20 protein-coding genes are annotated in these 23,839 nt (G+C 64.7%); 10 read left to right on the top strand and 10 right to left on the bottom strand.

Annotation, left to right across the window (positions count from 1 at the left end):
* Positions 1-26: 26 nt before the first annotated feature.
* The 3 genes from dapA to B0G57_RS23790 form a co-directional block, all read right to left on the bottom strand.
* On the bottom strand, positions 27-914 hold the full coding sequence (gene dapA / locus B0G57_RS23800; protein ID WP_026229919.1) for a 4-hydroxy-tetrahydrodipicolinate synthase: 888 nt from the start codon (positions 912-914) through the stop codon (positions 27-29).
* A gap of 343 nt (positions 915-1,257) precedes the next feature.
* Complete coding sequence (locus tag B0G57_RS23795) at positions 1,258-2,520, bottom strand: multidrug effflux MFS transporter (RefSeq protein ID WP_018442026.1); 1,263 nt, start codon at positions 2,518-2,520, stop codon at positions 1,258-1,260.
* Between the two features lie 30 nt (positions 2,521-2,550).
* The gene (locus B0G57_RS23790) at positions 2,551-3,057 is read right to left on the bottom strand and encodes a DUF1993 domain-containing protein (protein ID WP_026229918.1); all 507 of its coding nucleotides are present in this window, start codon (positions 3,055-3,057) and stop codon (positions 2,551-2,553) included.
* Positions 3,058-3,381: 324 nt separating this feature from the next.
* Between B0G57_RS23790 and B0G57_RS23785 the strand changes: the two genes are divergently transcribed.
* Together B0G57_RS23785 and B0G57_RS23780 are read left to right on the top strand one after the other, a co-directional pair.
* On the top strand, positions 3,382-5,013 hold the full coding sequence (locus B0G57_RS23785) for a S53 family peptidase (protein ID WP_018442024.1): 1,632 nt from the start codon (positions 3,382-3,384) through the stop codon (positions 5,011-5,013).
* A gap of 229 nt (positions 5,014-5,242) precedes the next feature.
* A complete protein-coding gene (locus tag B0G57_RS23780) occupies positions 5,243-6,835 on the top strand; it encodes a S10 family peptidase (protein WP_102607222.1) in 1,593 nt (530 codons plus the stop codon).
* Between the two features lie 15 nt (positions 6,836-6,850).
* Here B0G57_RS23780 and B0G57_RS23775 read toward each other — a convergent pair whose 3' ends face one another.
* A complete protein-coding gene (locus tag B0G57_RS23775; RefSeq protein WP_018442022.1) occupies positions 6,851-8,419 on the bottom strand; it encodes an ABC1 kinase family protein in 1,569 nt (522 codons plus the stop codon).
* 255 nt (positions 8,420-8,674) lie between these two features.
* On the opposite strand from B0G57_RS23775, the gene mreB reads away from it, so the two are divergent.
* From mreB to B0G57_RS23755, 4 genes are all read left to right on the top strand, one after another.
* Positions 8,675-9,706, top strand: a complete 1,032-nt coding sequence (mreB, locus tag B0G57_RS23770) for a rod shape-determining protein (protein ID WP_026229916.1) — start codon at positions 8,675-8,677, stop codon at positions 9,704-9,706.
* Positions 9,707-9,923: 217 nt separating this feature from the next.
* The gene (locus B0G57_RS23765) at positions 9,924-10,793 is read left to right on the top strand and encodes an MOSC domain-containing protein (protein ID WP_018442020.1); all 870 of its coding nucleotides are present in this window, start codon (positions 9,924-9,926) and stop codon (positions 10,791-10,793) included.
* Between the two features lie 95 nt (positions 10,794-10,888).
* Positions 10,889-11,680 (top strand): alpha/beta fold hydrolase, encoded by a 792-nt coding sequence (locus B0G57_RS23760; RefSeq protein WP_026229915.1) that lies wholly within the window; start codon positions 10,889-10,891, stop codon positions 11,678-11,680.
* A 174-nt stretch (positions 11,681-11,854) separates the two neighbouring features.
* Positions 11,855-14,356 carry an amylo-alpha-1,6-glucosidase gene (locus tag B0G57_RS23755; RefSeq protein WP_018442018.1) on the top strand — a complete coding sequence of 834 codons (2,502 nt, stop codon included), beginning with the start codon at positions 11,855-11,857 and terminating at the stop codon, positions 14,354-14,356.
* On the opposite strand, the gene mdeB is transcribed toward B0G57_RS23755, so the two are convergent.
* Positions 14,238-16,970 carry an alpha-ketoglutarate dehydrogenase gene (gene mdeB / locus B0G57_RS23750; protein WP_026229914.1) on the bottom strand — a complete coding sequence of 911 codons (2,733 nt, stop codon included), beginning with the start codon at positions 16,968-16,970 and terminating at the stop codon, positions 14,238-14,240. The two genes, B0G57_RS23755 and mdeB, sit on opposite strands and share 119 nt — an antisense overlap.
* Positions 16,971-17,121: 151 nt before the next feature.
* On the opposite strand from mdeB, the gene B0G57_RS23745 reads away from it, so the two are divergent.
* Complete coding sequence (locus B0G57_RS23745; protein ID WP_018442016.1) at positions 17,122-17,643, top strand: Lrp/AsnC family transcriptional regulator; 522 nt, start codon at positions 17,122-17,124, stop codon at positions 17,641-17,643.
* A 57-nt stretch (positions 17,644-17,700) separates the two neighbouring features.
* A complete protein-coding gene (locus B0G57_RS23740; protein ID WP_026229913.1) occupies positions 17,701-17,910 on the top strand; it encodes a hypothetical protein in 210 nt (69 codons plus the stop codon).
* A 5-nt stretch (positions 17,911-17,915) separates the two neighbouring features.
* Here the strand turns inward: B0G57_RS23740 and B0G57_RS23735 are convergent, their stop codons facing one another.
* Entirely contained in the window at positions 17,916-19,157 is a 1,242-nt protein-coding gene (locus tag B0G57_RS23735) for an NAD(P)/FAD-dependent oxidoreductase (RefSeq protein ID WP_018442014.1), read from the bottom strand.
* A gap of 30 nt (positions 19,158-19,187) precedes the next feature.
* The gene (locus tag B0G57_RS23730; RefSeq protein ID WP_018442013.1) at positions 19,188-19,970 is read right to left on the bottom strand and encodes an ABC transporter substrate-binding protein; all 783 of its coding nucleotides are present in this window, start codon (positions 19,968-19,970) and stop codon (positions 19,188-19,190) included.
* Positions 19,971-20,342: 372 nt separating this feature from the next.
* On the opposite strand from B0G57_RS23730, the gene B0G57_RS23725 reads away from it, so the two are divergent.
* Positions 20,343-21,332: an ornithine cyclodeaminase family protein gene (locus tag B0G57_RS23725; protein WP_018442012.1), complete on the top strand. Its 990-nt coding sequence runs from the start codon at positions 20,343-20,345 to the stop codon at positions 21,330-21,332.
* Positions 21,305-21,949 carry a helix-turn-helix transcriptional regulator gene (locus B0G57_RS23720; protein ID WP_018442011.1) on the top strand — a complete coding sequence of 215 codons (645 nt, stop codon included), beginning with the start codon at positions 21,305-21,307 and terminating at the stop codon, positions 21,947-21,949. Before B0G57_RS23725 ends, B0G57_RS23720 begins: the two co-directional genes overlap by 28 nt.
* Positions 21,950-22,043: 94 nt before the next feature.
* On the opposite strand, the gene petA is transcribed toward B0G57_RS23720, so the two are convergent.
* The 3 genes from petA to B0G57_RS23705 form a co-directional block, all read right to left on the bottom strand.
* Positions 22,044-22,646, bottom strand: a complete 603-nt coding sequence (gene petA, locus B0G57_RS23715) for a ubiquinol-cytochrome c reductase iron-sulfur subunit (RefSeq protein WP_018442010.1) — start codon at positions 22,644-22,646, stop codon at positions 22,044-22,046.
* Between the two features lie 119 nt (positions 22,647-22,765).
* On the bottom strand, positions 22,766-23,068 hold the full coding sequence (locus B0G57_RS23710; RefSeq protein WP_018442009.1) for a hypothetical protein: 303 nt from the start codon (positions 23,066-23,068) through the stop codon (positions 22,766-22,768).
* Between the two features lie 169 nt (positions 23,069-23,237).
* Positions 23,238-23,666 carry a peptidase associated/transthyretin-like domain-containing protein gene (locus tag B0G57_RS23705; protein ID WP_018442007.1) on the bottom strand — a complete coding sequence of 143 codons (429 nt, stop codon included), beginning with the start codon at positions 23,664-23,666 and terminating at the stop codon, positions 23,238-23,240.
* Between the last annotated feature and the right edge of the window lie 173 nt (positions 23,667-23,839).

Here is a 23,839-nt window from a genome sequence, read left to right as displayed (position 1 = left end):
GTACTGATACGGATGTCGCGTAGCGGTCAGCTCACACGCGGATAGAGGGTGAGCGCTTTCGCGAGACGTTCGCGCGCGGCGTCATCGAGCGGTCGCGCCGGCGCGCGCGCGGGGCCGGCCGGCATGCCGAGCATCGCGGCCGCGGTTTTCAGCACGACGGGCATCGTGCCCAGCGCGAACGCATCGCGCAGGGCGCGCAGCGATTCTTGCGCGCGGCGGGCCCCGTCGATTTCGCCGGCCTGGAAGTGATTCCAGATGGACATGACGACGCTCGGCACCGCATTGGTCGTTGCCGCGACGGCGCCGTCGCCGCCTGCGATCAACGTCCAGAGGATCATCGAATCGGTGCCCGTGAACACGGCAAAATCGTCGCGACGCAAGTTGATCAGTTGCAGCAGTCGATCGAAGTCACCGCCGCTATCCTTGATGCCGCGAATGTTCGGTATCTCCGATAGCCGTCGCACGGTATCTACGTTCAGCGTGACGCCCGCCTTGGCCGGGATGGTGTAGAGCATGACGGGCAGCGACGTGCCGCGCGCGATGCGCTCATAGTGGACGAACAATTCCTGTTGCGTCGCTCCGTTGAAGTACGGCGTGATCACCGAAACAGCGTCGACGCCGACATCCTTCATCTTTTCATTCAGCTCGATGACGTCGCGCGTGGCGTAGGCGCCCGTTCCCGCGATGACGGGGACGCGCGAGCGGGCCTGATCGACGGCGATGCGCGCGATGCGCAGCTTTTCGGCCTCCGACAGCGCGATGAATTCACCATTCGTGCCAAGCACGAAGAGACCGTGGACGCCCGCATCGATGAGACGGTCGACGAGCAAGCGCAAACCGCCTTCGTCGACCTCTTCGTCTGCGGTCATCGGGGTGATGAGGGCGGGGATGATTCCCTTGAACGTGATTGACACTCGCAAGTCTCCACAAATGCCTGTCGGATATTTACGGAGCCGGGCCTCGTCGATGGCTTCCCAGCCCTGACCGAATCGATCATTTCCGGCCGATGCTTCGACCGGTATGACCATCTGAGGTCGGCCAATAATGACCGTTTCGGGCATTGTATGTGATCGATTCGATCGATTCAACTGCGAGTAAACCCGCCGTCTGATCGAAGTTTGATCGAACCGATCATTTGGCGGGGCTGGCCGCGAGTGATTCCAGCAGCACTTCATTTATGCCTGTGAGGCATAAACGGCAAATATCACTGTCAGGAATAAACCTCAGCTATTCGTGATGGGGATAACGCCGCGGCGCCTAAACCGCCTCGCCGCTGCGGCCCATGACGCGTTCACGTTCCGATTGCGCCAGATGTCGCAGCAGCTTCGACACCATCGCGACGACGGTGACGGCGAGGATCACGAAGAACACCGCGAGCGGAGTGAGGATATGCACGGACACGAATCCCGCGAGCCCCATCATGGCCGACGACACCAGGAGCAGCGCACACCCGAGGATCGCGCTCGTCAGGCCGGCGATGTGCGGGAACAGTGAATTGCCCTTGGCCATCAGCGTCGGATACATCGCGCCGGCACAGAAGCCCATGACGAGAACCGGCGCCGAGAGCGTCCAGACGCGCAGGCCGACGGTCAACGCAAGCACCAGCATCGCAATCGCCGCAGCCGTCATCACGCGCACACCGATATGCAGCCGCTGCTCCGCGCTCGGCAGGCGTGGCCCGTGCACGCGATTCGACAGCCCGCCCAGGAAATACATCATGCCGATGCCGAGCGCGAGGTAGCCGAAAAAGGTCGGCGGCTTTCTCAGCGTGTTCTGCACCATGAATGGTCCGACGATGTTGAACACGAGCAGAATGCTGTAGCAAAGCCCCTGCGCGAGGAAGCAGCTTTGGAACACGGGGCTCGAGAGCACCTTGCGCGTGTTCCTCGCCAGCGTCCGCAGCTCCAGGTGCACCGGTCGAGGCAGTGTCTCGCGATAGCGCCACACGATCGCCCACATGACGAGCGAATAGACGAGCAGAAAGACGAGGCAGGCCTGCCAGCCAAACCACGTTTGCAGGTGCGCGCCGATCACGGGCGCGATGATCGGTGCGAGCCCCCATGCGATCCCCATGTAGGTGAACGCATGCATCAGTGCCTGTCCGGAGAACGAATCGGTGATGATCGCCTTCGCGAGCAGATTCGTCGCGGCGATGCCGAACCCTTGCAGGCAGCGCGCAAGGACGAAGGTTTCCAGATTGGGGGCGGCCAGCGACAACAGGCAGCCCATCGTGAAGACGACGAGCCCCAATGCGAGCACGCGCTTGCGTCCGTAGGCATCGGCGACTGGCCCGAACACGAGCTGGCCGAACGCGTAAGCCGCCATGTAGCCGGAAACGCTCGACTGGATCGCCTGTGGCGAGGTCGAAAAAAAGCGCGCCATTGCAGGTAGCGCGGGCACATAGATGTCGATCGCGAGCTGCCCGGCGGAGGCGAACAGGCAGATCATGAAGAGAAGAAAGCGCGGCGAGTTCGGCGTGTGCAAGGCAGTGGCGGAGCAATTGGCGGTGTTTTGGCTCATGACGGCGTCTAAGGCTGCGATCCCGACCGGTCAGATTCCGCCGAGAAAGTCGAGCTTGCCGAGCTCGACGCCGTTATGCCGGAGGATGGCGTACGCGGTCGTCAAATGGAAAAAGAAATTCGGCAGCGCGAAATGGAGCAGGTAGGACTGCCCGTCGAACTCGATCGAGCGGCTTGGCGTTTTGAGCGTAACGGCGCGTTCTTCACTGCCGTCGATTTTGGACGCGTCGGCCTCCTGCAGGTAAGCGATCGTTTTGTCTATGCGCGCCACCAATTCGTCGAACGTCGTTTCGGTGTCCTCGAACCTCGGTGGCTCGACGCCGGCAAGGCGCGCCGTACAGAACTTCGCGGCGTCGGACACGGACTGCACCTGGCGCGTCAAAGGAAACATGTCCGGGTAAAGCCTGCTCGACAGCAGGACGGCCAAATCGATTTTCCGGGCTTCGGCGTGATCGCGGCTCTTGTGCAGAATCGCTCGAAGGTTCGTCAACCCGCGCACGAACACGGGTACTGATGCCTGATACATGGAGAGAGACATGTTCGGTTCCTTTGTCGTCCCGAAGGGCAGTTCCGCCGGGGAAGGGTTATTTTCTCGGTAGCGGCAACGGCGTCGCACCGGAGCGCGCGCCGAAACGTGATGATATGCCGCTTGCTTGCCGCTTGCCGGCGGCTGCTCCTGGCGCGGGATTGCCACCCATGTCGCGCCGGCGGGGCATGGACTACACTTTGTCAGTCATCCGACGATTGCCTCGTCCGCCAAGGTCCTATGCGCCATGCAGATCGACCAAAAGGGCAGGTGCAAGGAACTGCGCGAAGGCGGTTCTGTCGGAGCTTCGACGTAATCCTCATACGGGAGCGTCAAATGACCAAAGCAAGAGAGCGGCTGGCAGGCAGCGATCGCGAGCCGGTAAAGGATGCCAGGCGCGTCGGGCCGACGGATCCGGGCGAAACGATGCGCGTCGTCGTGACGCTGCGCCGGCCTTCCCAACAAGCAATCGACGAAGCCGCGCAAAAGATCGCTCGCGGTGAGCCGGCCGAGCCGCTCACGCGCGAGGCTTTCGCCGCCCGTTTTTCGGCCGCCCCCGAGGACCTCGCCAAGGTCGAGGCGTTCGCGAAGGAATACGACCTTAGCGTGCAGCGTACCGACGCGGCGGCGTGCACGGTGATGCTCGCGGGCACGGTCGAGCGTTTTCAGCGGGCGTTCGGCGTCGAGCTGTCGCATTACGAGCATCCGAAGCTCGGCCGATTCAGAGGCCGCACCGGTTGCATTCTGATTCCTCAGGAACTCGTCGGCATCGTGACATCCGTGCTCGGGCTCGACGATCGCCCGCAGGCTCGGCCACATTTCCGCATTCGCTCCGGCTATGAGCCGCGCCGCGCGGCGGCTCGGACGGAAACGTTTACGCCGCTGCAGATGGCGTCTCTTTACGATTTCCCCCCTGGCGACGGCAGCGGTCAATGCATCGGCATCGTCGAGCTTGGCGGTGGGTACACGGAATCGGATCTTCGCCAATATTTCAGCGAACTCGGCATGGCGGAGCCGCGGGTCGTCGCCGTCGGCGTCGACGGCGGTTCGAACGCCCCGAGCGGCAACCCGAGCGGGGCGGACGGGGAAGTCACGCTCGATATCGAGATCGCCGGCGCCGTCGCTCCCGGCGCGACGATCGCGGTCTACTTCGCGCCCAACAGCGACGCGGGCTTCGTCGACGCGGTCAAGCAAGCCGTGCACGACAGCACGAACAAGCCATCCGTCATTTCGATCAGTTGGGGGGCGCCCGAATCGTCATGGACGGCTCAGGCACTGACGGCATTCAATCAAGCGCTGCAGGAGGCCGCGACGCTCGGCGTCACCGTATGTGCGGCGGCCGGGGACAGCGGCTCGAACGACAGCTCGGCCGGTGGCGACTCGGTCGACTTCCCGGCATCGAGCCCGTATGTGCTCGCATGCGGCGGCACGCGCGTCACGGCATCAGGGTCGGCCTCTTCGCTCTCGATCAAAAGCGAAGTGGTCTGGAACGACGGCGCTTCCGGCGGCGCGACGGGCGGCGGCATCAGCTCCGAGTTCGGCTTGCCTCCGTGGCAGGAGGGGCTGAAGGCGACTTACGCCGACGGTACGACCGCCGCGTTGACGAAGCGCGGCGTGCCCGACGTGGCCGCCGACGCGTCGCCCGCCTCGGGCTATGAAGTGCTCGTCGGCGGCCAACTGACGGCGGTCGGCGGCACGAGCGCGGTCGCGCCGCTGTTCGCGGGGCTGATCGCGCGCATCAATGCCACGCAGGGTAAGCCGGTGGGCTTCGTCAACGCGAAACTCTATGCGGCGGCGCGCGCCTTCCGCGATATCACACAGGGCAACAATGGCAGCTTCGCCGCGGCGCCCGGCTGGGACGCCTGTACCGGGCTGGGGAGCCCCGACGGGCGCAAGATCGCGGCGGCCCTCGGCGGATCGGCTACGCAGGGTCCGTCCGCTTCACACGGTATCGCGGGCGGCACGTAGTGGCGGCAATGTGTTTCTCGCTTCGGTCGACGCGAAACGCGCGGCGACGAGCGAGCGGGTGCTTGTCAGCAGCAGTTCGTCAAAGTTCGTCAACATAGTCGGCGCATGGCGCGGGTGCGCCGCGCCGACCCAACGACATGGAGCGATCACGATGAGCCACGATATCGGTTCCGGCAATCCGCAATCGGCGCACCACAATTCGCAGGCGCATACGCCGGGGAGGGCGTCGATGCCTCGATCTCTCGCCGCGGCAGGCGAGAACGGCGACGAGCCGTGCTTCGATCCCGTCGCCTACGGCAACGGCCCGGGTGATTCCGTCACGGACACGACCGAGGCAGCCGCCGTCACCCATCATTCGATCACGATCGGCGGGCGCGAGATCGCCTACACGGCGACGGCCGGGCATCTCGTCACGGTCGACGAGAGCACGTCGCAGCCGAACGCGAAGATGTTCTACGTCGCCTTCACCGAGGATGGTCAGTCGGAAGAGTCGCGGCCCGTGACGTTCTTCTATAACGGCGGACCCGGATCGTCGTCGGTCTTCGTGCTGCTCGGCTCGTTCGCGCCGAAACGAATCAAGACGTCGATGCCGAACTTCACGCCGCCGGCTCCCTATCAGATCGAGGACAACCCGGACAGCCTGCTCGACAAGAGCGACCTCGTCTTCATCAACCCGGTCGGCACCGGCTATTCGGCCGCCGTGGCACCGCATACGAACAAGGAGTTCTGGGGCGTCGACCAGGATGCGCGCTCGATCAAGCAGTTCATCAAGCGCTTTCTGACCAAGAATCAGCGCTGGAACTCGCCGAAGTACTTGTTCGGCGAATCATATGGAACGGCGCGCAGCTGCGTGCTGGCTTATCTGCTCCATGAGGACGGCATCGATCTGAACGGGATCACACTCCAATCGTCGATTCTCGACTACGGGCAGGCCGGCAATCCGGTCGGCGCATTGCCGACGGCGGCGGCCGATGCCTGGTACCACAAGCGCCTCGGCGTGACGCCGACGCCGACGAACCTCATCGATTTCCTCGACGAAGTCGCAAGCTTCGCCCGTACCGACTATCTCGCCTCCTTGCGCAAGTTTCCCCAGACCGACGACGCGACCGTCGAAAAGCTCTCGCAGTACACGGGCATCGACAAGACGACACTGCTTGCCTGGGGGCTCGATGTGGCCGGCTACGACAGTCGCGGCAATTCGCTGTTCCTGACGACCCTGCTCAAGTCGAAAGGCTTGGCGCTCGGCGCCTATGACGGACGCGTGACGGCGATCGACACGGGCATTGCCGGGCAGATCGACCCGAACTCGGGAGGCAACGATCCAACGATGACAGCGGTCTCCGGCGTCTATACGACGATGTGGAACACCTATCTCAACGAGCAGTTGAAGTACACGTCGAACTCGTCGTTCACTGATCTCAACGATCAGACGTTCAAGAACTGGGATTTCCATCACACCGATCCGACGGGGGCGCAAAAGGGCATCGACGACAAAGGCAACCTCATCCTCTATACGGCCGGCGACCTCGCGGCGGTGATGGCGCTCAACATCGACCTGAAGGTGCTGTCGGCGAACGGCCTTTACGATTTCGTGACGCCGTTCTATCAGACCGTCATCGACTTGCAGAGGATGCCGCTCGTCGAACACAAGGTGCGCGAGAATCTGTCGGCGAAGTTTTATCCGTCCGGGCACATGGTTTATCTCGACGGGGGATCGCGTACCGCGCTGAAGGCCGACCTTGCAACGATGTATGACGCCACGACCGCCGACAAGCCGGCTCTCGCGCGCATCCGCAGCTTGCAGGAGCGGCATCGGGTCTGATCGGCTCGGCGCGCGTCAATGCGCCAGCAGCGTCATCGCGGCGCCTATCAGCGTGCCAACGATGGCGCACGCCCAGAGAAGCTGCCGCGTGCGCCGCTGCTCGTGCTGCAGCGCCCGAAGCAGGACGGCCGAATCGAAGCCCTCGCGCTGCTGCTGGATTCGTTGGAGCCGCTGGACGAAGAGCAGCGGCAAGCGTGGGGCAATCGGCGCCAGGTGCGGCAGCTCCCGCGCAAGACGCTTGATGAAGCCGCGATGGTCGAGGTCCTTGCGCGCGAGCGCCGCGAACGATGCTTCGACGATTCGCCACGTGTCGAGGCGCGGCGCGAGTGCACGGGCGAGCGATTCGGCGCGCGCCAGCGACTCGCGCGCCAGCACGAGGGCTGTAGGGACGGCACCGCCGAACGGCTGCACGGCCTCGGTCAGGTGGCTGAGCAGGGCGCCCGCTCTTCGCTCGCTGCTCGGTGACGCAAAATGGGCTTCACTGCGTCGGCGCAGCTCCGCCTCGAGCATTTCGGGACGCGTGCCGGGCGCGACATGGCCGACCTCATGGTGCATGTCCGCCAGCCTGCCGTAGTCCTGCCCGAAGAGCGCCGTCGCGCCATGGACGAAGAATTCGCGCTCGGGCTCGGTCAGGCTCGACATCACCGCGCAGTCGGCAAGCACGAGGCACCCGAGCGTGTCTGCGTCGATGCTGACGCGCACGCGCCGCGCGTCGAGCGCCGCATGAAAGAATCCATGCTCGAAGGCCTGTTCGACGAACACCTCCACGACGTGCACCGCGAGGCGCTCGACGTCGACGCCGTGCCGGCGCAGCCCCTCGATGTCCGTGAGCGATAGCGTCTCGATGCGCTCGGCGACGAGCGCGTGGTCGGTCGAGAAATCCCAGATGACGGCGGGTACGACGACCCGAGCGTTACCCGAGAAGTGGCGGCCCGTTTGCGAAAGATTGGCCGCTTCGGTCCGCAGATCGAAGCGGTGCCGAAGCTCGGTGCCGAACGATTCGGCCAGGCTGCGCAGCCCGAACTCGCGCGCGGCGGGGAAAGCGCGCTCGAGCAGCTTGGCGAGCCAGAGCAGCACGGCGATGTCGTCCTCGATTCGCTGGACCTGTCGCACGCGCAAAAGCTTGACCGTGACATCGACGCGCCCGCGGTCTTCGATTCGCAGTCTCGCCGCGTGGACCTGTTCGGCGATGCCGTTTTCGAGCGGTGTCGGATCGACCCAGGCGAATACCTCCTCCGGTGGGCGGCCGAGCGCGGCGCGCAGCGCGGGGGCGAGTTCCGGCGCGTCGAGCGGCTTCGTGAGCGCGGTTTCGGCGCGGCCGAGCGCGTCGAGAACGTCGTGCAGCGTACGCCCCGCATGGTCCGGGTCGGTCGCCAGCGCCTCCCCGAACGCGCTGGCCAGCGGGCCGAGCTGGGGCAGTGCGCGATGCAATGCCGTGCGCGTGTTGCGCGCCAAATGCAGGCGTGCGATCAATGTCGCGATCCAGCGGGCTCGGTCATGGCGAGGCGCGGCTTGCCAAAGCAGCCGGGCACCGTAGCGAAGCACGCAGAAGAGGAGCAATAGTCGGCGAATCGTGGTGCGCATAAGCGATGCGGCGAAGGGGGCTTTTTGAATCCCGACAAGGATGCCATGCCATGCGCCGCATGGGGACTGTCGAGAGCGCTTTGCTACCGGGAAGGCAACTTTGGCCGGTTCGTGCAGCGCACAACGAAAAAACTGCCGATCCGCTCTAAAGTTCCGCGAACGTCCTGCCGTCAATCGGTTATCGGGCCGACCGACCTTCCCCCACGCGCTGCCACCGGCCGCGAATCGTTGTCGCCGTCCATGAGAGAGCCCATGATGTCGCATCAACTCTTGAGCCGCCTGTTGTCGCGCAGCGTCGCCGTCGATCTCGGCACGGCGAACACCCTGATCTACATGCGCGAGAAGGGGATCGTGCTCAATCAGCCCTCGGTCGTCTGCTTTCAGAAAAATGGTGACACCGGCGCGGCGCGCGTCGCCGCCGTCGGCGAGGAAGCCAGGCAACTGCTCGGCCGCTCGCCGGCAAATCTGCGCGCCGTTCGTCCGATGCGGCACGGCGTCATCGCCGATTTCTCGGCAGCCGAGCGCATGTTTCGCGAATTCGTCGATATGGCTCGCCTGAGGTCGCTGTTCGGCCGCCGCGCGGAGTTCACGATCTGTGTCCCTTGCGCGGCAACCGAGGTCGAGCGGCGCGCGATCCGCGAAGCCGCGCTCGCGGCGGGCGCCGCGAAGGTCAACCTCATCGGCGAATCGCTCGCCGCGGCCATTGGCGCCGGCTTGCCGGTCGGCGAAGCGCGTGGGTCGATGGTCGTCGACATCGGTGGCGGAACGACTGAAGTCGGCGTCGTTTCGCTCGGCGGTATTGCTTACCAGGGTCTCGTGCGGGTCGGCGGCGACCAGTTCGATGCCGCGATCGTCAGCCACGTTCGCACCCTTTACGGCGTGGTGCTCGGCGATCAGACGGCCGAGCATGTGAAAAAGACGATCGGCACCGCCACGCCGAATGTGCCGGCCGAGCGGATCTGCGCCGTCGGGCGCAGCCTGGGCGACGGCCTGCCGCGCACGATCGAGCTCAGCAATCATGACGTCGCCGATGCGCTTTCCGTGCCGCTTCGGACCGTCATCGACGCCATCAAGGCCGCGCTCGAGTCGGCGCCGCCGGAGCTCGTCACTGACATTGCCGATAGCGGCATCGTCCTCACGGGCGGCGGCGCGTTGCTCGCCAACCTCGACAAACGCATTGCCGAGGAAACCGGTCTCGCGGTGCGCATTGCCGACGAGCCGCTGACCTGCGCCGTGCGCGGCGCCGGGGCGGCGGCGGGGTGCGTCGACGCGGCCGCGTTCAGTTAAGAGCGGTACGCGGCGGGCGGCCGGCGCTCGACGCGTGCGGCATCGCCACCTTCGGCCCTTTGTGATGATCGTGTGATCGTCGCGGGCGAATTCGGGATGTGAGTCCGTCAACTCGGTGCGGTCGGGGTGATCGGCCGGATCCGTGCGACGCACCCATCATGCGGCGGTGTTACCATCGCCGGTTTCGAACCGGCCCCCACCCCACCGCTCTCACGTCATGGCCACGATCAGCCAGCTCAACGTCTATCCGATCAAGTCGTGCGCGGGCATCGCGCTCGACTCGGCGCGTCTTTTCTCTCACGGGCTGGCGTATGACCGGCACTGGATGCTCGTCGACGGCGACGGCGGCTTCGTCACGCAGCGGCAATTGCCGCGGCTCGCCCTCGTAACGACGGAGCTGTCCGGCGACGCGCTGATCGTGCGTGCGCCCGGCCGTGCCGCGCTTCAGACGCCGCTCGATGCGGCCGCCCTGGACGGCGCGCGGCGCGTGCAGGCGACCGTCTGGCGAGACACGGTGACAGCGCTCGATACGGGCCACGAAGCCGCGCAGTGGTTCTCCGATTTCGTCGGCGTGCCGCTGCGACTCGTCCGCTACGATCCCGCGGCCGAGCGCATCGCGAACCGCCAGTGGACCGGCGAAACGATCGCGCCGATGCGCTTCGCGGACGGCTACCCCGTGCTCGTCATCGGCGAAGCGTCGCTCGACGACCTCAATGGACGGCTCGCGAGCAAGGGGGTCGAGGCGATTCCGATGAATCGCTTTCGCCCGAACCTCGTGCTTGCGGGGCTCGAGCCCTATGAAGAAGACTACGTCGACACCGTGCGGATCGAAGCCGATGGCGGCGAAGTCCTGCTGCGAGTGGTGAAACCGTGCGCGCGCTGCCCCATTCCGACGATCGATCAGGCGACGGGCGCTCCGGACCCTCGCTGGCCGAACGAGCCGACGGATACGCTCGCCGCCTATCGGGCCGACCGTCGCCTTGACGGCGCCGTGACGTTCGGGCAGAACGCCGTCGTCGTGGCGGGGGCGGACAGCCTGCTGACTGTCGGCTGCGAAGTCGAAGTCGAGCTGCGTTTCGAAGATTGAGTCGAGCAACCATGCCAAGCTCCCCCCGACCATTGCCGGGCGAAGCGGGCGGTGCCCCCGACCTGCGTTTCATCGAGCTCGCGAGCGGCTTGCGGATGCCTTACGTCGAACGCGGCAGCGGGCCGCTGCTCGTGTTCGTTCACGGTTCACTTTGCGATTATCGGTACTGGCAGCCGCAGGTCGACGGCTTGTCGGCTCATTACCGCTGCGTCGCTTTGAGCCTGACCCATTACTGGCCGATCGCCGGATTTGCGCGTACGGTGCCGTTCAGCTGGAGCCGCCACGCGGACGAGCTCGCCGAATTCATCGACAAGCTCGGGCACGGCGCAGCGCATGTGATCGGCCATTCGCGCGGGGGCTGTGTCGCCTATCACTTCGCGCTACGGCACCGCGAACGCGTGCGCACGTTGACGCTCGCCGACCCCGGCGGCCCAGTCGAAATGCCGGGGCAAACCCTGCACGTACTGCCCGAGACGGTCAATGCACTGCGCGCCCGGGCCGCGGGGCTCATCGAAGCGGGGGAAGTGGACGCGGGTCTCGAGCTCTTCGTCGATTCGGTGAGCCGCGTCGGCTCCTGGGCGAAGAGCACGGCGGCGTTCCGGACGATGGCGATCGACAATGCCGACACGTTGCCGCGCCAGTTCGCCGATCCGTTGCCGGCGTACAAGCACGACGATGCGCGACGGATTGCATGCCCCGTCCTCTTGATCGACGGCGAGAAGAGTCCCGACATCTTTCGCCGCTGCGTCGCGGCGCTCGCAGATTGGGTTCCCGATGCCCGGCGTCACACGATCCGCGGTGCATCGCATGGAATGAACCTCGCACACCCTACCGCGTTCAATCGACATATCGATGAATTCGTTCGAGCGACGAACGGCGAAAGCTGATCGATACTGAATAGCGCCCAGTTCGTCGGCGAGCCGCGTCGGTGCCCATGCGGGCACCGGTCTTGCGGTCTCGGTGCCCGATGCCGCGGGCCTCATCGCCTTTTTTCGCGGATTTACTTTTCCTTCTCGGATCGATATCTACAATCGAGGGAAGCCAACGCCAGGAGCGACACGATGCTGGATACCGACACACTCGGTGCACGAACGCGGGCCGACGAACCGGAAGATCGCGAACCCGGCGAGGTCTTCATCGCGCCCGAGAATCCCTACATCGCCCGTTCGAGTCAATATGTGCTGAAGTCGGGCGATACGTTCGTCGTCAACGATCCGCTCGGCGACATCGTCGGGCATGACGACGGGCTCTTCGTGAACGATACGCGCACGCTCTCGCAGCTGCGCCTGACATTCGGCGGCCGCGCGCCGTCGCTGCTTTCGGGCAACGTCAGCAACGATAACGCCGCGTTCACGGCCCACCTGACGAATCACCCGCTGCCGCCCGTCGGCGGCGAAGGAACGCCGCAAGGGGTCATCCACGTCGAGCGCATGCGTGTGCTGTCGGGTACGGTCCTGTATGAAGCGATCACGCTGACGAACTACGGCTCGAGCGATGCCGTCGTACCGCTATCGATCTCGTTCGCTTGCGATTTCAAGGACATGTTCGAGGTGCGTGGTCTGAGCCGGCCGAAGCGCGGCATGCTCGAGCCGCCCACCGTCGGCAAATGCGACGTGCAACTGCGCTATGTGGGACTCGACCGGATTCAGCGCGACGTGCGAATCGCCTTTGCTCCCGAGCCGGACAACCTGGACTCGGGTCGCGCCGATTACTCGATCGAGCTCTCCGCGCAGGCGTGCATTTCGATCTACCTGTCGGTGGCCGTCGAGGCGCGCGCGCTCGCGCTTGCCCCGGGGGACGTCGAAGCGCCCGGCGCACAGGTCGCGCAGCCGCCGCACAGCACGCACCCGGCTCATATCACGCAAGTGGACACCGTGCGCCCGCGCGTGGGCCGCGCGGCGGTCCGCACGGCGCTTGCGAGCGCGCACCTCGCGATGCGCGAGCGCCGCCGCGTGACGGCGCGTATACGCACGAGCAATCCGCTTTTCAATGCGTGGCTCGAGCGTTCGTTCGCCGATCTCGGCCTGCTGACGACCGATCTGTCGACGGGGCCGTATCCTTATGCCGGCATCCCATGGTTCTCGACGCCGTTCGGCCGCGATGCCGTCGTGACTTCGCTGCAGACCTTGTGGCTGCAGCCGTGGCTCGCGCGCGGCGTGCTGCGTTTTCTCGCCGATCATCAGGCGCGCGAGGATTCGGCTTTCCGCGATGCATCGGCGGGCAAGATCATGCACGAGATGCGCAAGAGCGAGATGGCGGGGACCGGTGAGGTGCCGTTCGCGCTCTACTACGGCGGGGTCGACACGACGCCGCTCTTCATCGTGCTGGCGGGCGCTTATTTCACGCGGACGGGCGACGAGGCGCTGATTTCGGAGCTTTGGCCCGCGTTGGAGCGAGCCGCGCAATGGGTGGCGGGCGTCTGCGACAAGAATCCGCACGGGTTCGTCGACTACCAGTGCGCGTCAGAGCGGGGTCTTGCCAATCAGGGCTGGAAGGACAGCCACGATTCGGTGTTTCATGCCGATGGCCGCATGCCCGATGGGCCGATTGCGCTCGTCGAAGTGCAGGCTTATGCGAGCGCCGCATTCGACGCGATGGCGCATTTCGCGGCGCGCCGAGGCCTCGCCGACGACGCCGCGGGCTATGCGGCGCGCTCGCAGTCGTTGCGCGAACGCGTCGAGGAATTGTTCTGGATGCCGGATCTCGACTTTTATGGAATTGCGCTCGACGGGCACGGCGAACTATGCCGCGTGCTCGCCTCGAATGCGGGGCACCTGCTCGCGTTCGGACTGCCGTCGCGCGAGCGCGGCGAAGCCGTGGCGCGCAAGCTCGAGTCGACGCTCTTTCACACGGGCTGGGGCGTGCGCACGCTCGGCGCCAATCAGCCGCGCTTCAATCCGATGTCGTACCACAACGGATCAGTGTGGCCGCACGATACGGCGCTTTGCGCACGAGGCCTCGCTCGCTACGGCGAGAAAGAGGCAGCCGTCGCGTTGTTGCAGGCACTCTTCGAAGCAGCCGTCAACTTCGACATGCGATTACCCGAGCTGTTTTGCGGCTTCATGCGCCAGCGCGGCGAACCGCCGACGGCCTATCCGGTCGCCTGCCTGCCGCAGGCCTGGGCGGCAGGCTCCCCGTTCATGATCCTCGAGGCTTGCCTGGGCATCAAGATCGATGCGGCCCGCGAGGAGGTCTTGATCGAGCAGCCCGCGCTGCCCGAAGGCATCGACTGGCTCGAGGTGCGCAACCTGAAAATCGGCGCGAAGACCGTATCGATCGTGTTCAGTCGCGTCGGCGGCAAGGTCGTGGCATCGGCCGACAATCGGGACGTGCGCGTGGCGACCGTGCCCGCGGCCATCGCCGGATTTCACCGGTTTTCACGGCCGCCAGGCAGCCCGTGCAGCCGTGCAGCCGGTGCGGAACTGGCGGCCTTCGCGATCGACATCAGCGTTGCCAAGGCGCCGGATCGCCCGGCAGGTGCTTTCCGTATTTGTCGAGCGCGGCGCGGACGATGCCGCGCTCGATGGCGCCATCGTCCGCGAGCGCCTTCAATGCGGCGATGACGATGGACGCGCGATCGACCTCGAAAAACTCGCGCAACGCGCGGCGTGTGTCGCTGCGGCCAAACCCATCCGTCCCGAGCGTGACATAGCGGCGGGGCACGAATGCGCGAATCAGCTCGGGCACCGCGCGCACGTAATCCGTCGCGGCGACTACGGGGCCTTGCGATTCGCGCAGCATGCTCTCGACATGGGAACGAGCGGACCCGTCATCCACATCGAAGCGGGCCTTGCGCTCGGCCGCCGTTCCGTCACGATGGAGTTCGGAGAAACTCGTCACGCTCCAGATGGCCGCCTCGATGTTCCAGTCGTCCTCGAGCATTCGCGCCGCGGCGATCACTTCGCCGAGGATCGCACCGCAGCCGAGCAGCTGAACCTGCGCAGACGGCAGGACCCGCGGCGTCAGCGAATACATTCCCTTCACGATGCCTTCTCGCAATGCGGCGACAGCGGCCACGTCCGTTGGCTCCGACACCGGCATCGATGGCTGAGGATAATTCTCGTTCGTGACCGTGAGGTAATGGAACGTATCGTTTTGCCGCTCGAGCATCTCGCGCATCCCCTCATCGAGAATCACGGCGATCTCGTAGGCGAATGCGGGATCCCATGCGCGGCAGTTCGGAATCGTCGAGGCGACGAGGTGACTCGTGCCGTCCTGGTGCTGAAGGCCCTCGCCGCCAAGCGTCGTCTTGCCCGACGTGGCGCCGATGAGAAAGCCGCGTGCGCGCTGATCGGCCGCGGCCCAGATGAGATCGCCGATCCGTTGAAAGCCGAACATCGAGTAATAGATGTAGAACGGCAGCATCGGCAGATCGTGCGTGCTGTATGACGTCGCCGCGGCGATCCACGACGAGATGGCGCCGGCTTCCGAAATGCCTTCCTCGAGTATCTGCCCACCCGTCTCTTCGCGGTAATAGAGCATCGAGCCGAGGTCTTCCGGCTCGTATTGCTGACCGAGCGGCGAATAGATGCCGACCTGCCGGAACAGGTTCGCCATCCCGAACGTGCGCGCCTCGTCGGCCACGACGGGCACCACGCGCGGGCCGAGCGTGGGGTCCTTCATCAGGTTGCCGAACATGCGGACGATGGCCGTCGTCGTCGACATTTCGCGGCCCTCCGTCTGCAGCGCAAATTGCCCCCAGGACGACAACGGGGGCACGGTAGGCGCCTTCGTCGCCGCTCTCCGCCTTCTGGGCAGATAGCCTCCCAGGGCAGCCCGGCGCGCGTGCAGGTATCGCATTTCCGGGCTGTCTTGCGCAGGTTTGTAGAACTCGAGACGCTCCACCGCTTCGTCCGACAACGGCAGGCGAAAGCGATCGCGAAACGCCTTCAGGTGTTCGAGGTCGAGCTTCTTTTGCTGATGCGTCGTCATGCGCCCTTGGCCGGCGGCGCCCATGCCGAAGCCTTTCATCGTCTTGGCGAGAATCACCGTGGGCTGGCCTTTGTGCTGCAGCGCGCGGGCGTAGGCCGCATGCAATTTGCGCACGTCGTGACCGCCGCGGCGCAGGCGGTCGATGTCGTCGTTCGCGAGATGCGCGACAAGCGCCGCGAGCTCCGCGTTCTGGCCGAAGAACCGGTCGCGGTTATAGGCGCCGTCATTGGCCGAGAACGTCTGGAATTGGCCGTCGACTGTCTGTGCGAATGCGCGCGGCAGGGCGCCCGCCCGGTCGCGTGCGAAGAGTTCGTCCCAGCTCGAGCCCCAGAGCACTTTGATGACGTTCCAGCCCGCACCGGTGAATTGCGCTTCGAGCTCGTCGATGATGCGGCCGTTGCCGCGCACGGGCCCGTCGAGCCGTTGCAGATTGCAGTTGATGACGAACACGAGATTGTCGAGCTTCTCGCGCGCCGCGAGCGAGAGCGCGCCGATCGATTCGGGCTCGTCCATTTCGCCGTCGCCGAAAAAGCCCCATACCTTGCGGCCTTCCGTCGGAAGCAGCCCTCGGTGGTGCAGATAGCGCATGAAGCGCGCTTGATAGATCGCGTTGATGGGTCCGATGCCCATGGAGCCCGTCGGAAACTGCCAGAAGTCCGGCATCAACCAAGGGTGAGGATAGGAGCAGAGGCCGGGCCCGGCGATCTCGCGCCGGTAATGCTCGAGCTGCGTCTCGTCGAGGAAGCCTTCGAGAAACGCGCGGGCGTAAACGCCGGGAGACGAATGCGGCTGGAAATAAACGAGGTCGCCGCCGTGCTCCCCATTCGCCGCGCGGAAGAAGTGGTTGAAGCCGACTTCGAACAGATCCGCTGCCGATGCATAGCTCGCGATATGGCCGCCGAGCTCGCCGTAGGCCTGGTTGGCGCCCACGACCATCGCGAGCGCGTTCCAGCGCAAGGCGGCCGCGAGCCTCTCCTCGATCTCGATATCGCCGGGATACGGCGGTTGCGCCTCGACGGGAATGGTATTGAGGTAAGGCGTGACGCGCGCGCGTGCCGAGCCGATGCCGTGTTTCGCGGCATGCTCCGCGAGACGCTCGAACAGGTACTGCGCGCGCTCATTGCCCACGTGCTCGACGACGGCATCGAGCGCCTCGAGCCATTCGGCCGTTTCCGCCGGGTCGCTGTCCTCGCGCCGATCCGCGAGGGCCCGCATCCATTGAGTACCGTTCGATAAATCGGTCATGGCTCGTTCAGGAAAGAGGGAGAGTAAAGCTGCGATTCACCCTCAAGATTACCCAGCGGAGTCCGAAATGTGCGTCTGTTTTTCTTCAGCTTTGCGCTCTAGACAGTAGCTTCTATACTGCCAATGTCTACAACGGCAGAATATTTGCACTATGGATCGTCTACCTCGCAAACTGGACCGAATCGACGTCGCGATTCTCAACCAGTTGCAGCAGAACGCGCGCATCACCAACGCCGAGCTCGCACGCGCCGTCAATCTCTCGACGACGCCGTGCTTCAACCGCGTGCGGGCACTGGAGAAGCTTGGCTTGATCAAGGAACAGGTCACGCTGCTCAATCCGGAACCGTTGGGCCTTCGAATCAACGTGTTCATCCAAGTGAGCCTCGAGAAACAGGTGACCGACGCGCTGCGGCGGTTCGAAGAGGCGATCGACAAGCGGCCCGAAGTCATGGAGTGCTATTTGATGTCGGGCGATGCGGACTACCTGCTGCGCGTCGTGGTACCCAATATGCACAGTCTCGAGCGCTTCATCCTCGAGCAGTTGACGACGATTCCGGGCGTCTCGAACATTCGCTCGAGCTTCGCGCTGAAGCAGGTTCGCTATCGGACTGCGCTGCCGTTGCCGGCGGGAGGCCTGACGCTCAGCGAGGAAGACGATGAGGCGCGCCAGTGAGCAAGGGGAACGCGCATTGCTACGTCTCCTGAGTCGTTGAACTTAGGAGAGGCAAACATGAAACCCATGTATCGCCCCGGTCAGCGAGTGGAGCAGTCGGGTATTTATCGCGTCGTCTACGACGACGGGTCGGGCGAATATTTCGAGGTGACGAGCGTCCAAGGAGAGCGCTTTCCGCCCACCCGCAACGGGATAGGCGCGCGCTACGAACTCGTGCGTGCCGCGGCGCATGCGACGGAGCACGAGAAGCTTCAACCGTGCCAGTGACGCGGCTACCCGAATCGCTCCGCGCGGTATGGCCGCACATCGGTAAAGGTGTGAGCGCCCGTCATCATTTCAGCGAGTAGCCGGCCCGTGACCGGGCCGAGCGTGAGCCCATGATGCGCATGCCCGAATGCGAACCACATCCCGCGATGACGCGGCGCCGGCGCGATGACGGGCCGCATGTCGGGCGTGCACGGGCGCATGCCGAGCCACGGCGCTGGATCGAGCCGCTCGCCGAGGCCAAACAACGGTTTGGCGAAACGCTCGGCGCGCTCGAGTTGCACGCCGGTGGGCGGTGTGTCGCGCGTGGCGATTTCCACGCCGGTGGTGAGCCTGAGGCCTGCCTGCATCGGGGCCACCACATAGCCCTTTTCGATATCGACGACGGGCACCGATAGCGGCGTGCGCTGCGCGCGATAGTGCATGTGATAGCCGCGCTTCGCCCGCAGCGGGATCCGATAGCCGAGCGGTGCGAAGACTGTGTCGGACCAGGGACCTAGCGCAACGACCACCTCCTTCGCGCTGATCGAACCTTGCGCCGTCTCGACGGCCCACGCGTCGTGCAGCTTGCGCACGGTGGCGGCGTCGCCTCTGAGCAGCGTGCCGCCTTCGGCTTCGAAAAGCCGCGCGTAACCCTTCGTCAATGCCCCGGGATTCACGACGCTTTTCGGATCGAGCCAGTGCAGCGCGCCGCAAAAGCCGTCGCCGATGCCCGGTTCCCGCGCGCGCAGCGCGGCCGCGTCGAGCGGTGCGAGCCGCAGCCCATGCTCGCGCGCGATAACCCGGGCCGTGGCCGCTTCGCGCTCGAACGCCTCCGGCGTGCGATAGCCTTCGATCCATCCGCCTTCCTTGACGAGATCGCCCACGCCCGCGCGCGCGATCAATGCATCGTGCTCGCTCACGCAGCGCTCGACGAGCGGCAGCATGTCGCGCGATGCCGCCGCAAGCCGCGCCGGCGCGGATTCCCACCAGAACCGCGCGAGCCAGCCGGCATAGGACGGCAATGCCTTGTATTGCCAGTACAAGTCGGTCGAGCGATTGCACGCGTAGCGCATGAGCGCACCGAGCTCGCGCGGGAACGCGTAGGGCATGACCGCCGAGCGCTCGATCAGCCCCGCGTTCCCGAAGCTGGTTTCCTCGCCGGGACCGCGACGGTCGACCAGTGCGACGCGCCGTCCGCGATCCTGCAGATGGAGCGCCGAGCAAACGCCGACGATGCCGGCTCCGAGAACGATGACGTCGAAATCCATAGGCGCGGGGCGAACAAGTTGCGAAGCAGGTTACTTCGCGATGATGTCGCGTTTGAAGTATTTGAGCGAAAGTGCGCTCAGCGTACCATCCTTCTTCAGCTCGGAGAGTGCGGCATCCACCTTCTCCGCGAGGGCCTTGTCGCCCTTGCGCATGCCGAAGCCCGTGCCTTCGCCGAGTGTGGCCGTATCCTTGAGCGGCTCGCCGACGAAGGTGAAGCCGTGCCCTGCAGGCTTGTCGAGGAAGCCGTCCTGCGCCGTCTGCGCTTCCTGGACGGCGGCATCGAGCCGCGCCGCCACCAGATCGGCCCATACCTGGTCCTGATCCTGGTACGAGACGACCTCGACGCCCGCGTTTGCCCAGTGCGCCTTCAGGAAGTCTTCCTGCGACGATCCCTGCAGCACGCCCACGCGCTTGCCGTGCAGGCTCTTGACGTCGGGCAGGAGCCCCGAGTCGCGCTTGGCCACCATCACGATCGGCACGATATAGATCGGCGGCGTGAAGTCGATGCTTTGCTTGCGCTTCGCCGTGATGTTCATGGCCGAGTTGATCACGTCGAACTTGCGGGCCTGCAGCGCTGGAATCAGTCCGTCGAAGGCGTTTTCGACCCACACGCATTTCACTTTCATCTTTGCGCAGACGGCATTGCCGACGTCGATGTCGAAGCCTTGCAATTGACCCGCGGGAGTCTTGCTTTCGAACGGAGGGTAGGACGCTTCGATGCCGAAACGAAGCGTGCCCGACGACTGGGCATGCGCCGCGCCGGCCAGGGCCGTCATGGCAGCGGCAATACAGAGGGAGAGCTTGAGATTCATGTGGCGATCCTGTGCAGGTGGAAATGGCCCGGGTGAGGCGGGTTCGTTGCGCAGGTGGAATATAGACGAGATGTCTATCTCGTAATATGGGGTTAATACTGATCCGTCGGCGGCGTATCGACCTGACGAATCAAATCGAAAACGCTCTCACCGGTTGAGCTGTATCAGGAAACGCCCCATACAGCAAGGGTTTCATGGCCTATGAGCATCGCGCTGATTGTGAGCGCGTGATGTCGTCGCGGAGATTTTCTGCAAGTTCCCGTCGCATTGGGTGAAGTTCAAAGTAGACTAGAAATCTACGTTGGACTCCATCCTCGCACCTCTTCCGCTGGCGCTTGGTTTTCCATGACAACGTCCCTGGAGATACCCCTGATGACTTCGCTCACTACGACCCCGCCGCTGATCGTCGACGAAGAAGGCGTGCGCGCCGCGCTTGCTTCGCTGGACGTGAAGGGCGCGCTTGCCCGAATGTTTGGCTTTCTCGCGGACGGTCGGGCGGTGCAACCGCCACAGACGGTCACGCTCTTCCCCGATAACGCCGGCGATTTCATCACGTACCTCGGCGCCATGGCCGATGCCGGAGTCTTCGGCGCCAAACTGTCGCCGTACATCGTCACGGATGGACGACCGATCGTGACCGCCTGGACGGCTCTAATGTCAATGGAAACCGGCAAGCCGCTCTTGTGGTGTGACGCCGGGCTGCTCACGGTGGAGCGGACCGCCGGCACGACGGCGCTGGCGGTCGAGCATCTCGCGCGCGCCGACGCGCGCCGTCTTGCGCTGATCGGCGCAGGGCCCGTGGCGCGCGCGCATTTGCGGCACGTCCTGCCGTTGCGCGACTGGGGTTCGGTGCGCGTGTTTTCGCCGGGGCTCGCCGACAGTCCGGCGAGGCAGGCCGCGATCGCCGAGATCGATGCACGCGCAACGATCTGCGAGACCGTCGACGATTGCGCGCGCGGTGCCGATGTCGTCATGTTGTGCACATCATCCGGCGCACCGGTGTTGCCCGAAGGCGTGCTCACGCAACCGGCGCTCGTTACTTCGATCAGCACGAACGCGCCCAATGCGCACGAGATCGATCCAGCATGGCTGCCGCGGATGGACGTCTATTGCGACTACCGGCGCACCACGCCGTCAAGCGCGGGCGAAATGAAGCTCGCCGCGCAGCATCACGGCTGGTCGCCTGACGCGGTGGTCGGCGATCTCGCCGAGCTCGTCGCGGGCCGGTGCCGCGAGCCTGCTTACGATCGGCACGTGTTCTTTCGTTCCATCGGACTCGGGCTCGAAGACGTGGCGATTGCCTCGGAGCTCCATTCGTATCTGCGTTCAATGCCATGCGAAAGAAAAACGTCTCGCTCGTGAAGGACTTGCTGCTCACGCGCTACGCGCCCATTGCGGACGGTATCGCGACACTGTTCTTTCCGTACGCCGAAGTCGTGATTCACGATCTGCACGATCAGAAGGTGCTGTATCTCGCGAACAATCTGTCGAAGCGCGAGATCGGCGACGACTCGGCGCTCGAGGAGATCGAGCACTCCGCGCGCGAACGCGTGATCGGCCCGTACGAGAAGCTCAACTGGGACGGGCGCAAGATGCGCTGCGTCAGCAATGTTCTGTTCGACGACCGCGGGCAGCCGGCGGGCATGATGTGCATCAATTTCAACATCGCCGCGTTCGAGGACGTGCGCTCCGCGCTGGACCTCTTCATCAAGGGCGCAGGGGTGGTGGCCCAGCCCGACGAGCTCTTTCGCGACGACTGGCAAGAGCGCATCAATACCTTTCTGCATGGCTGGTTGCGCGAGCGGCAGGTCGCGCTCAATGCGCTCACGCGCGATCACCGTCGCGAACTTGTCGAGGCGCTGTACGCGGAAGGCGCGTTTCGCGGCAAGAGCTCGGCCAACTACGTCGCCAAAGTGCTCGGCATGGGCCGTGCCACGGTCTACAAGCACCTCAAGCAGTTGAAGGAGGGGGCCAGCTGAGGTGCCGCCGCTGTAGGTCCGGCCAGGCGATGCCGAAAAAGGCGCACAGCGCTTGCCCGGATTCGCAAACGTTGCCGATCGCCCGCGCTCAGGTTCAGGTCGCTTCCCCGTTTTCGTCCGCGCCGATCACGAGTTGCGTGGGCGAGGACTCGAACATGAACGGAGGCACGTCGAGATTTTGCGGCGCGGGCTTGTCCTTGAATACGCGGCCCGCGAGATCGTAGGTCGAGCCGTGACACGGGCAAAGAAAGCCGCCGGGCCAGTCGCTCGGCAGATTCGGCTGAGGCCCCGGTTGGAAACGCTGCGTCGGCGTGCAGCCCAGATGCGTGCAGACGGCGACCACCACGAGCAGGCCCGGGTTCTCCTTTCGCGAGCGATAGGCGTTCTGGCAATACTTCGGTAGCGGCATCGAGAACGGATGTTTCGTGTCGGGGTCCGCGACCATCGGCGTCGCTTTGTCGACCTCCTTCAGCATTTGCGGCGTGCGATTGACGAGGAACACGGGCTTGCCTCGCCAGGCGACCGTCATCATCGTGCCGGGGTCGAGCTTCGACACGTCCGCGCGCACGGGCGCGCCGGCCGCTCTTGCGCTTGCGGGCGGATTGAGCGAATCGATGAAAGGCACGACCGTTGCTATGGCGCCGAGCCCGCCGATCGTCGAAGTGGCGATCAGCCACGTTCGGCGCTCCCGGTCCATCGGCTTTGGCAGCGATTCCGGAGCGGGCCCCGGTATGTTGGTTGCGTTGTCCACGCTTCCCTTCCTTTCGGAGTCAGTCCGCTCCGATATCAAGCAGTCTTCACCATCCACCGTTCGATTCAGCGGAACCGAAAGCGTTCGCCCTCGAGGCGCGGCGTCGAGAAATCGTTCAAGAGGTCTTTCGCTTTCCAATTCGGTATGGCGTTCGGCCCGAAGAGAGCGGGTGAGATCTTCGAGCCGCCGTCACGCGCGATGAGGCCCGATTTCACCCGCAACATCGAATAGCCGTCGTGCCCGGACTGCGACGAGGCGGCAAGTGGATCGGGCATCGCGAGCGATCCGTCGTCCGCCGCCTGAGCCGCGAGCGGAAGCGCGCACGCGACGCAAGCGACGGTCATGACGCCGATCAAGGTATGAGTCATAGCAGCACCTCACTGTCCTGAAGCGCCGGTGCCTTCCCGCGTTCACAACAACCGAACGAGCAGGCCGAAAATGCCGAGCGTTATCACCAGCACGGCCACCGTAACGGGCAGCACCAGCGCGATCGTGATGACGGGGCGCAACCATGTGGGCGCCCGGTTCTTTGTTCCTTTACATCGTCCAGAGGAACATTTCATGAGCGTGCGTACCGCTGCCGATATCGACGGTCCGGCGCTCGGTCTTGCCGTCGTGGCTGGCTGTTACAACATAGCGGCCCTTCGGTAGCGAAAGCAGCATGAAAGGTCCTTGCGCGTCGGTGCTCAACATCGTCTCGCCGTGCGTGCCGATTACCTTGACTGGGACGTCGGCCAGATACTCGTTGCCATTGCTCTTCGTCTTGCCGACGAATTCGAGCGCGAGCGGGTAGTCGTGCATCGCCTGCTTGATCGCTGCCGCCTGGTCGCTGCCTACACCGCCGGACAAGTAAGTGATGTCGCCCTGGTGGCGGGCCGGTGGGAGCGCGGTCGTGGCCGCCGTCGCGGATTGCCAGATGCCGGCGGCAAAGAGTGCCGCCATTGCCGATAACGCAAGTCGTTTCATTGCAGTCTCTCCGTCGAATGAAAGAAACCCAGATGGGAGACCAACGCGCCTGCCGCCGGATGTTACGTCCTCTCGGCCGGCAGCGCATTGAGTGCAAATCAACAGTACGAACGCCAGCTTAAAAATCGCTTAAAAGCGGGCATGATCGGCGTTCCGCCAGCCCGCGGGCGATA

It is taken from the genome of Trinickia symbiotica (genome assembly GCF_002934455.1).
In the GTDB taxonomy this organism is placed as follows: Bacteria; Pseudomonadota; Gammaproteobacteria; order Burkholderiales; family Burkholderiaceae; genus Trinickia; species Trinickia symbiotica.
Note: the sequence above shows the minus strand (reverse complement) of the source record. Positions and strands in the feature narration are given on the sequence as shown.

Coding starts and splice junctions, on each gene's coding strand:
- B0G57_RS23795 (WP_018442026.1), bottom strand. CDS start 2,520: ATGAGCCAAAACACCGCCAATTGCTCCGCCACTGCCTTGCACACGCCG.
- B0G57_RS23710 (WP_018442009.1), bottom strand. CDS start 23,068: ATGACTCATACCTTGATCGGCGTCATGACCGTCGCTTGCGTCGCGTGC.
- B0G57_RS23765 (WP_018442020.1), top strand. CDS start 9,924: ATGGCCACGATCAGCCAGCTCAACGTCTATCCGATCAAGTCGTGCGCG.
- mdeB (WP_026229914.1), bottom strand. CDS start 16,970: ATGACCGATTTATCGAACGGTACTCAATGGATGCGGGCCCTCGCGGAT.
- B0G57_RS23790 (WP_026229918.1), bottom strand. CDS start 3,057: ATGTCTCTCTCCATGTATCAGGCATCAGTACCCGTGTTCGTGCGCGGG.
- B0G57_RS23725 (WP_018442012.1), top strand. CDS start 20,343: ATGACTTCGCTCACTACGACCCCGCCGCTGATCGTCGACGAAGAAGGC.
- B0G57_RS23720 (WP_018442011.1), top strand. CDS start 21,305: ATGCGAAAGAAAAACGTCTCGCTCGTGAAGGACTTGCTGCTCACGCGC.
- B0G57_RS23760 (WP_026229915.1), top strand. CDS start 10,889: ATGCCTTACGTCGAACGCGGCAGCGGGCCGCTGCTCGTGTTCGTTCAC.
- B0G57_RS23775 (WP_018442022.1), bottom strand. CDS start 8,419: ATGCGCACCACGATTCGCCGACTATTGCTCCTCTTCTGCGTGCTTCGC.
- B0G57_RS23730 (WP_018442013.1), bottom strand. CDS start 19,970: ATGAATCTCAAGCTCTCCCTCTGTATTGCCGCTGCCATGACGGCCCTG.
- B0G57_RS23740 (WP_026229913.1), top strand. CDS start 17,701: ATGAAACCCATGTATCGCCCCGGTCAGCGAGTGGAGCAGTCGGGTATT.
- B0G57_RS23745 (WP_018442016.1), top strand. CDS start 17,122: ATGGATCGTCTACCTCGCAAACTGGACCGAATCGACGTCGCGATTCTC.
- B0G57_RS23755 (WP_018442018.1), top strand. CDS start 11,855: ATGCTGGATACCGACACACTCGGTGCACGAACGCGGGCCGACGAACCG.
- B0G57_RS23705 (WP_018442007.1), bottom strand. CDS start 23,666: ATGAAACGACTTGCGTTATCGGCAATGGCGGCACTCTTTGCCGCCGGC.
- mreB (WP_026229916.1), top strand. CDS start 8,675: ATGTCGCATCAACTCTTGAGCCGCCTGTTGTCGCGCAGCGTCGCCGTC.
- B0G57_RS23785 (WP_018442024.1), top strand. CDS start 3,382: ATGACCAAAGCAAGAGAGCGGCTGGCAGGCAGCGATCGCGAGCCGGTA.
- petA (WP_018442010.1), bottom strand. CDS start 22,646: ATGGACCGGGAGCGCCGAACGTGGCTGATCGCCACTTCGACGATCGGC.
- B0G57_RS23780 (WP_102607222.1), top strand. CDS start 5,243: ATGCCTCGATCTCTCGCCGCGGCAGGCGAGAACGGCGACGAGCCGTGC.
- B0G57_RS23735 (WP_018442014.1), bottom strand. CDS start 19,157: ATGGATTTCGACGTCATCGTTCTCGGAGCCGGCATCGTCGGCGTTTGC.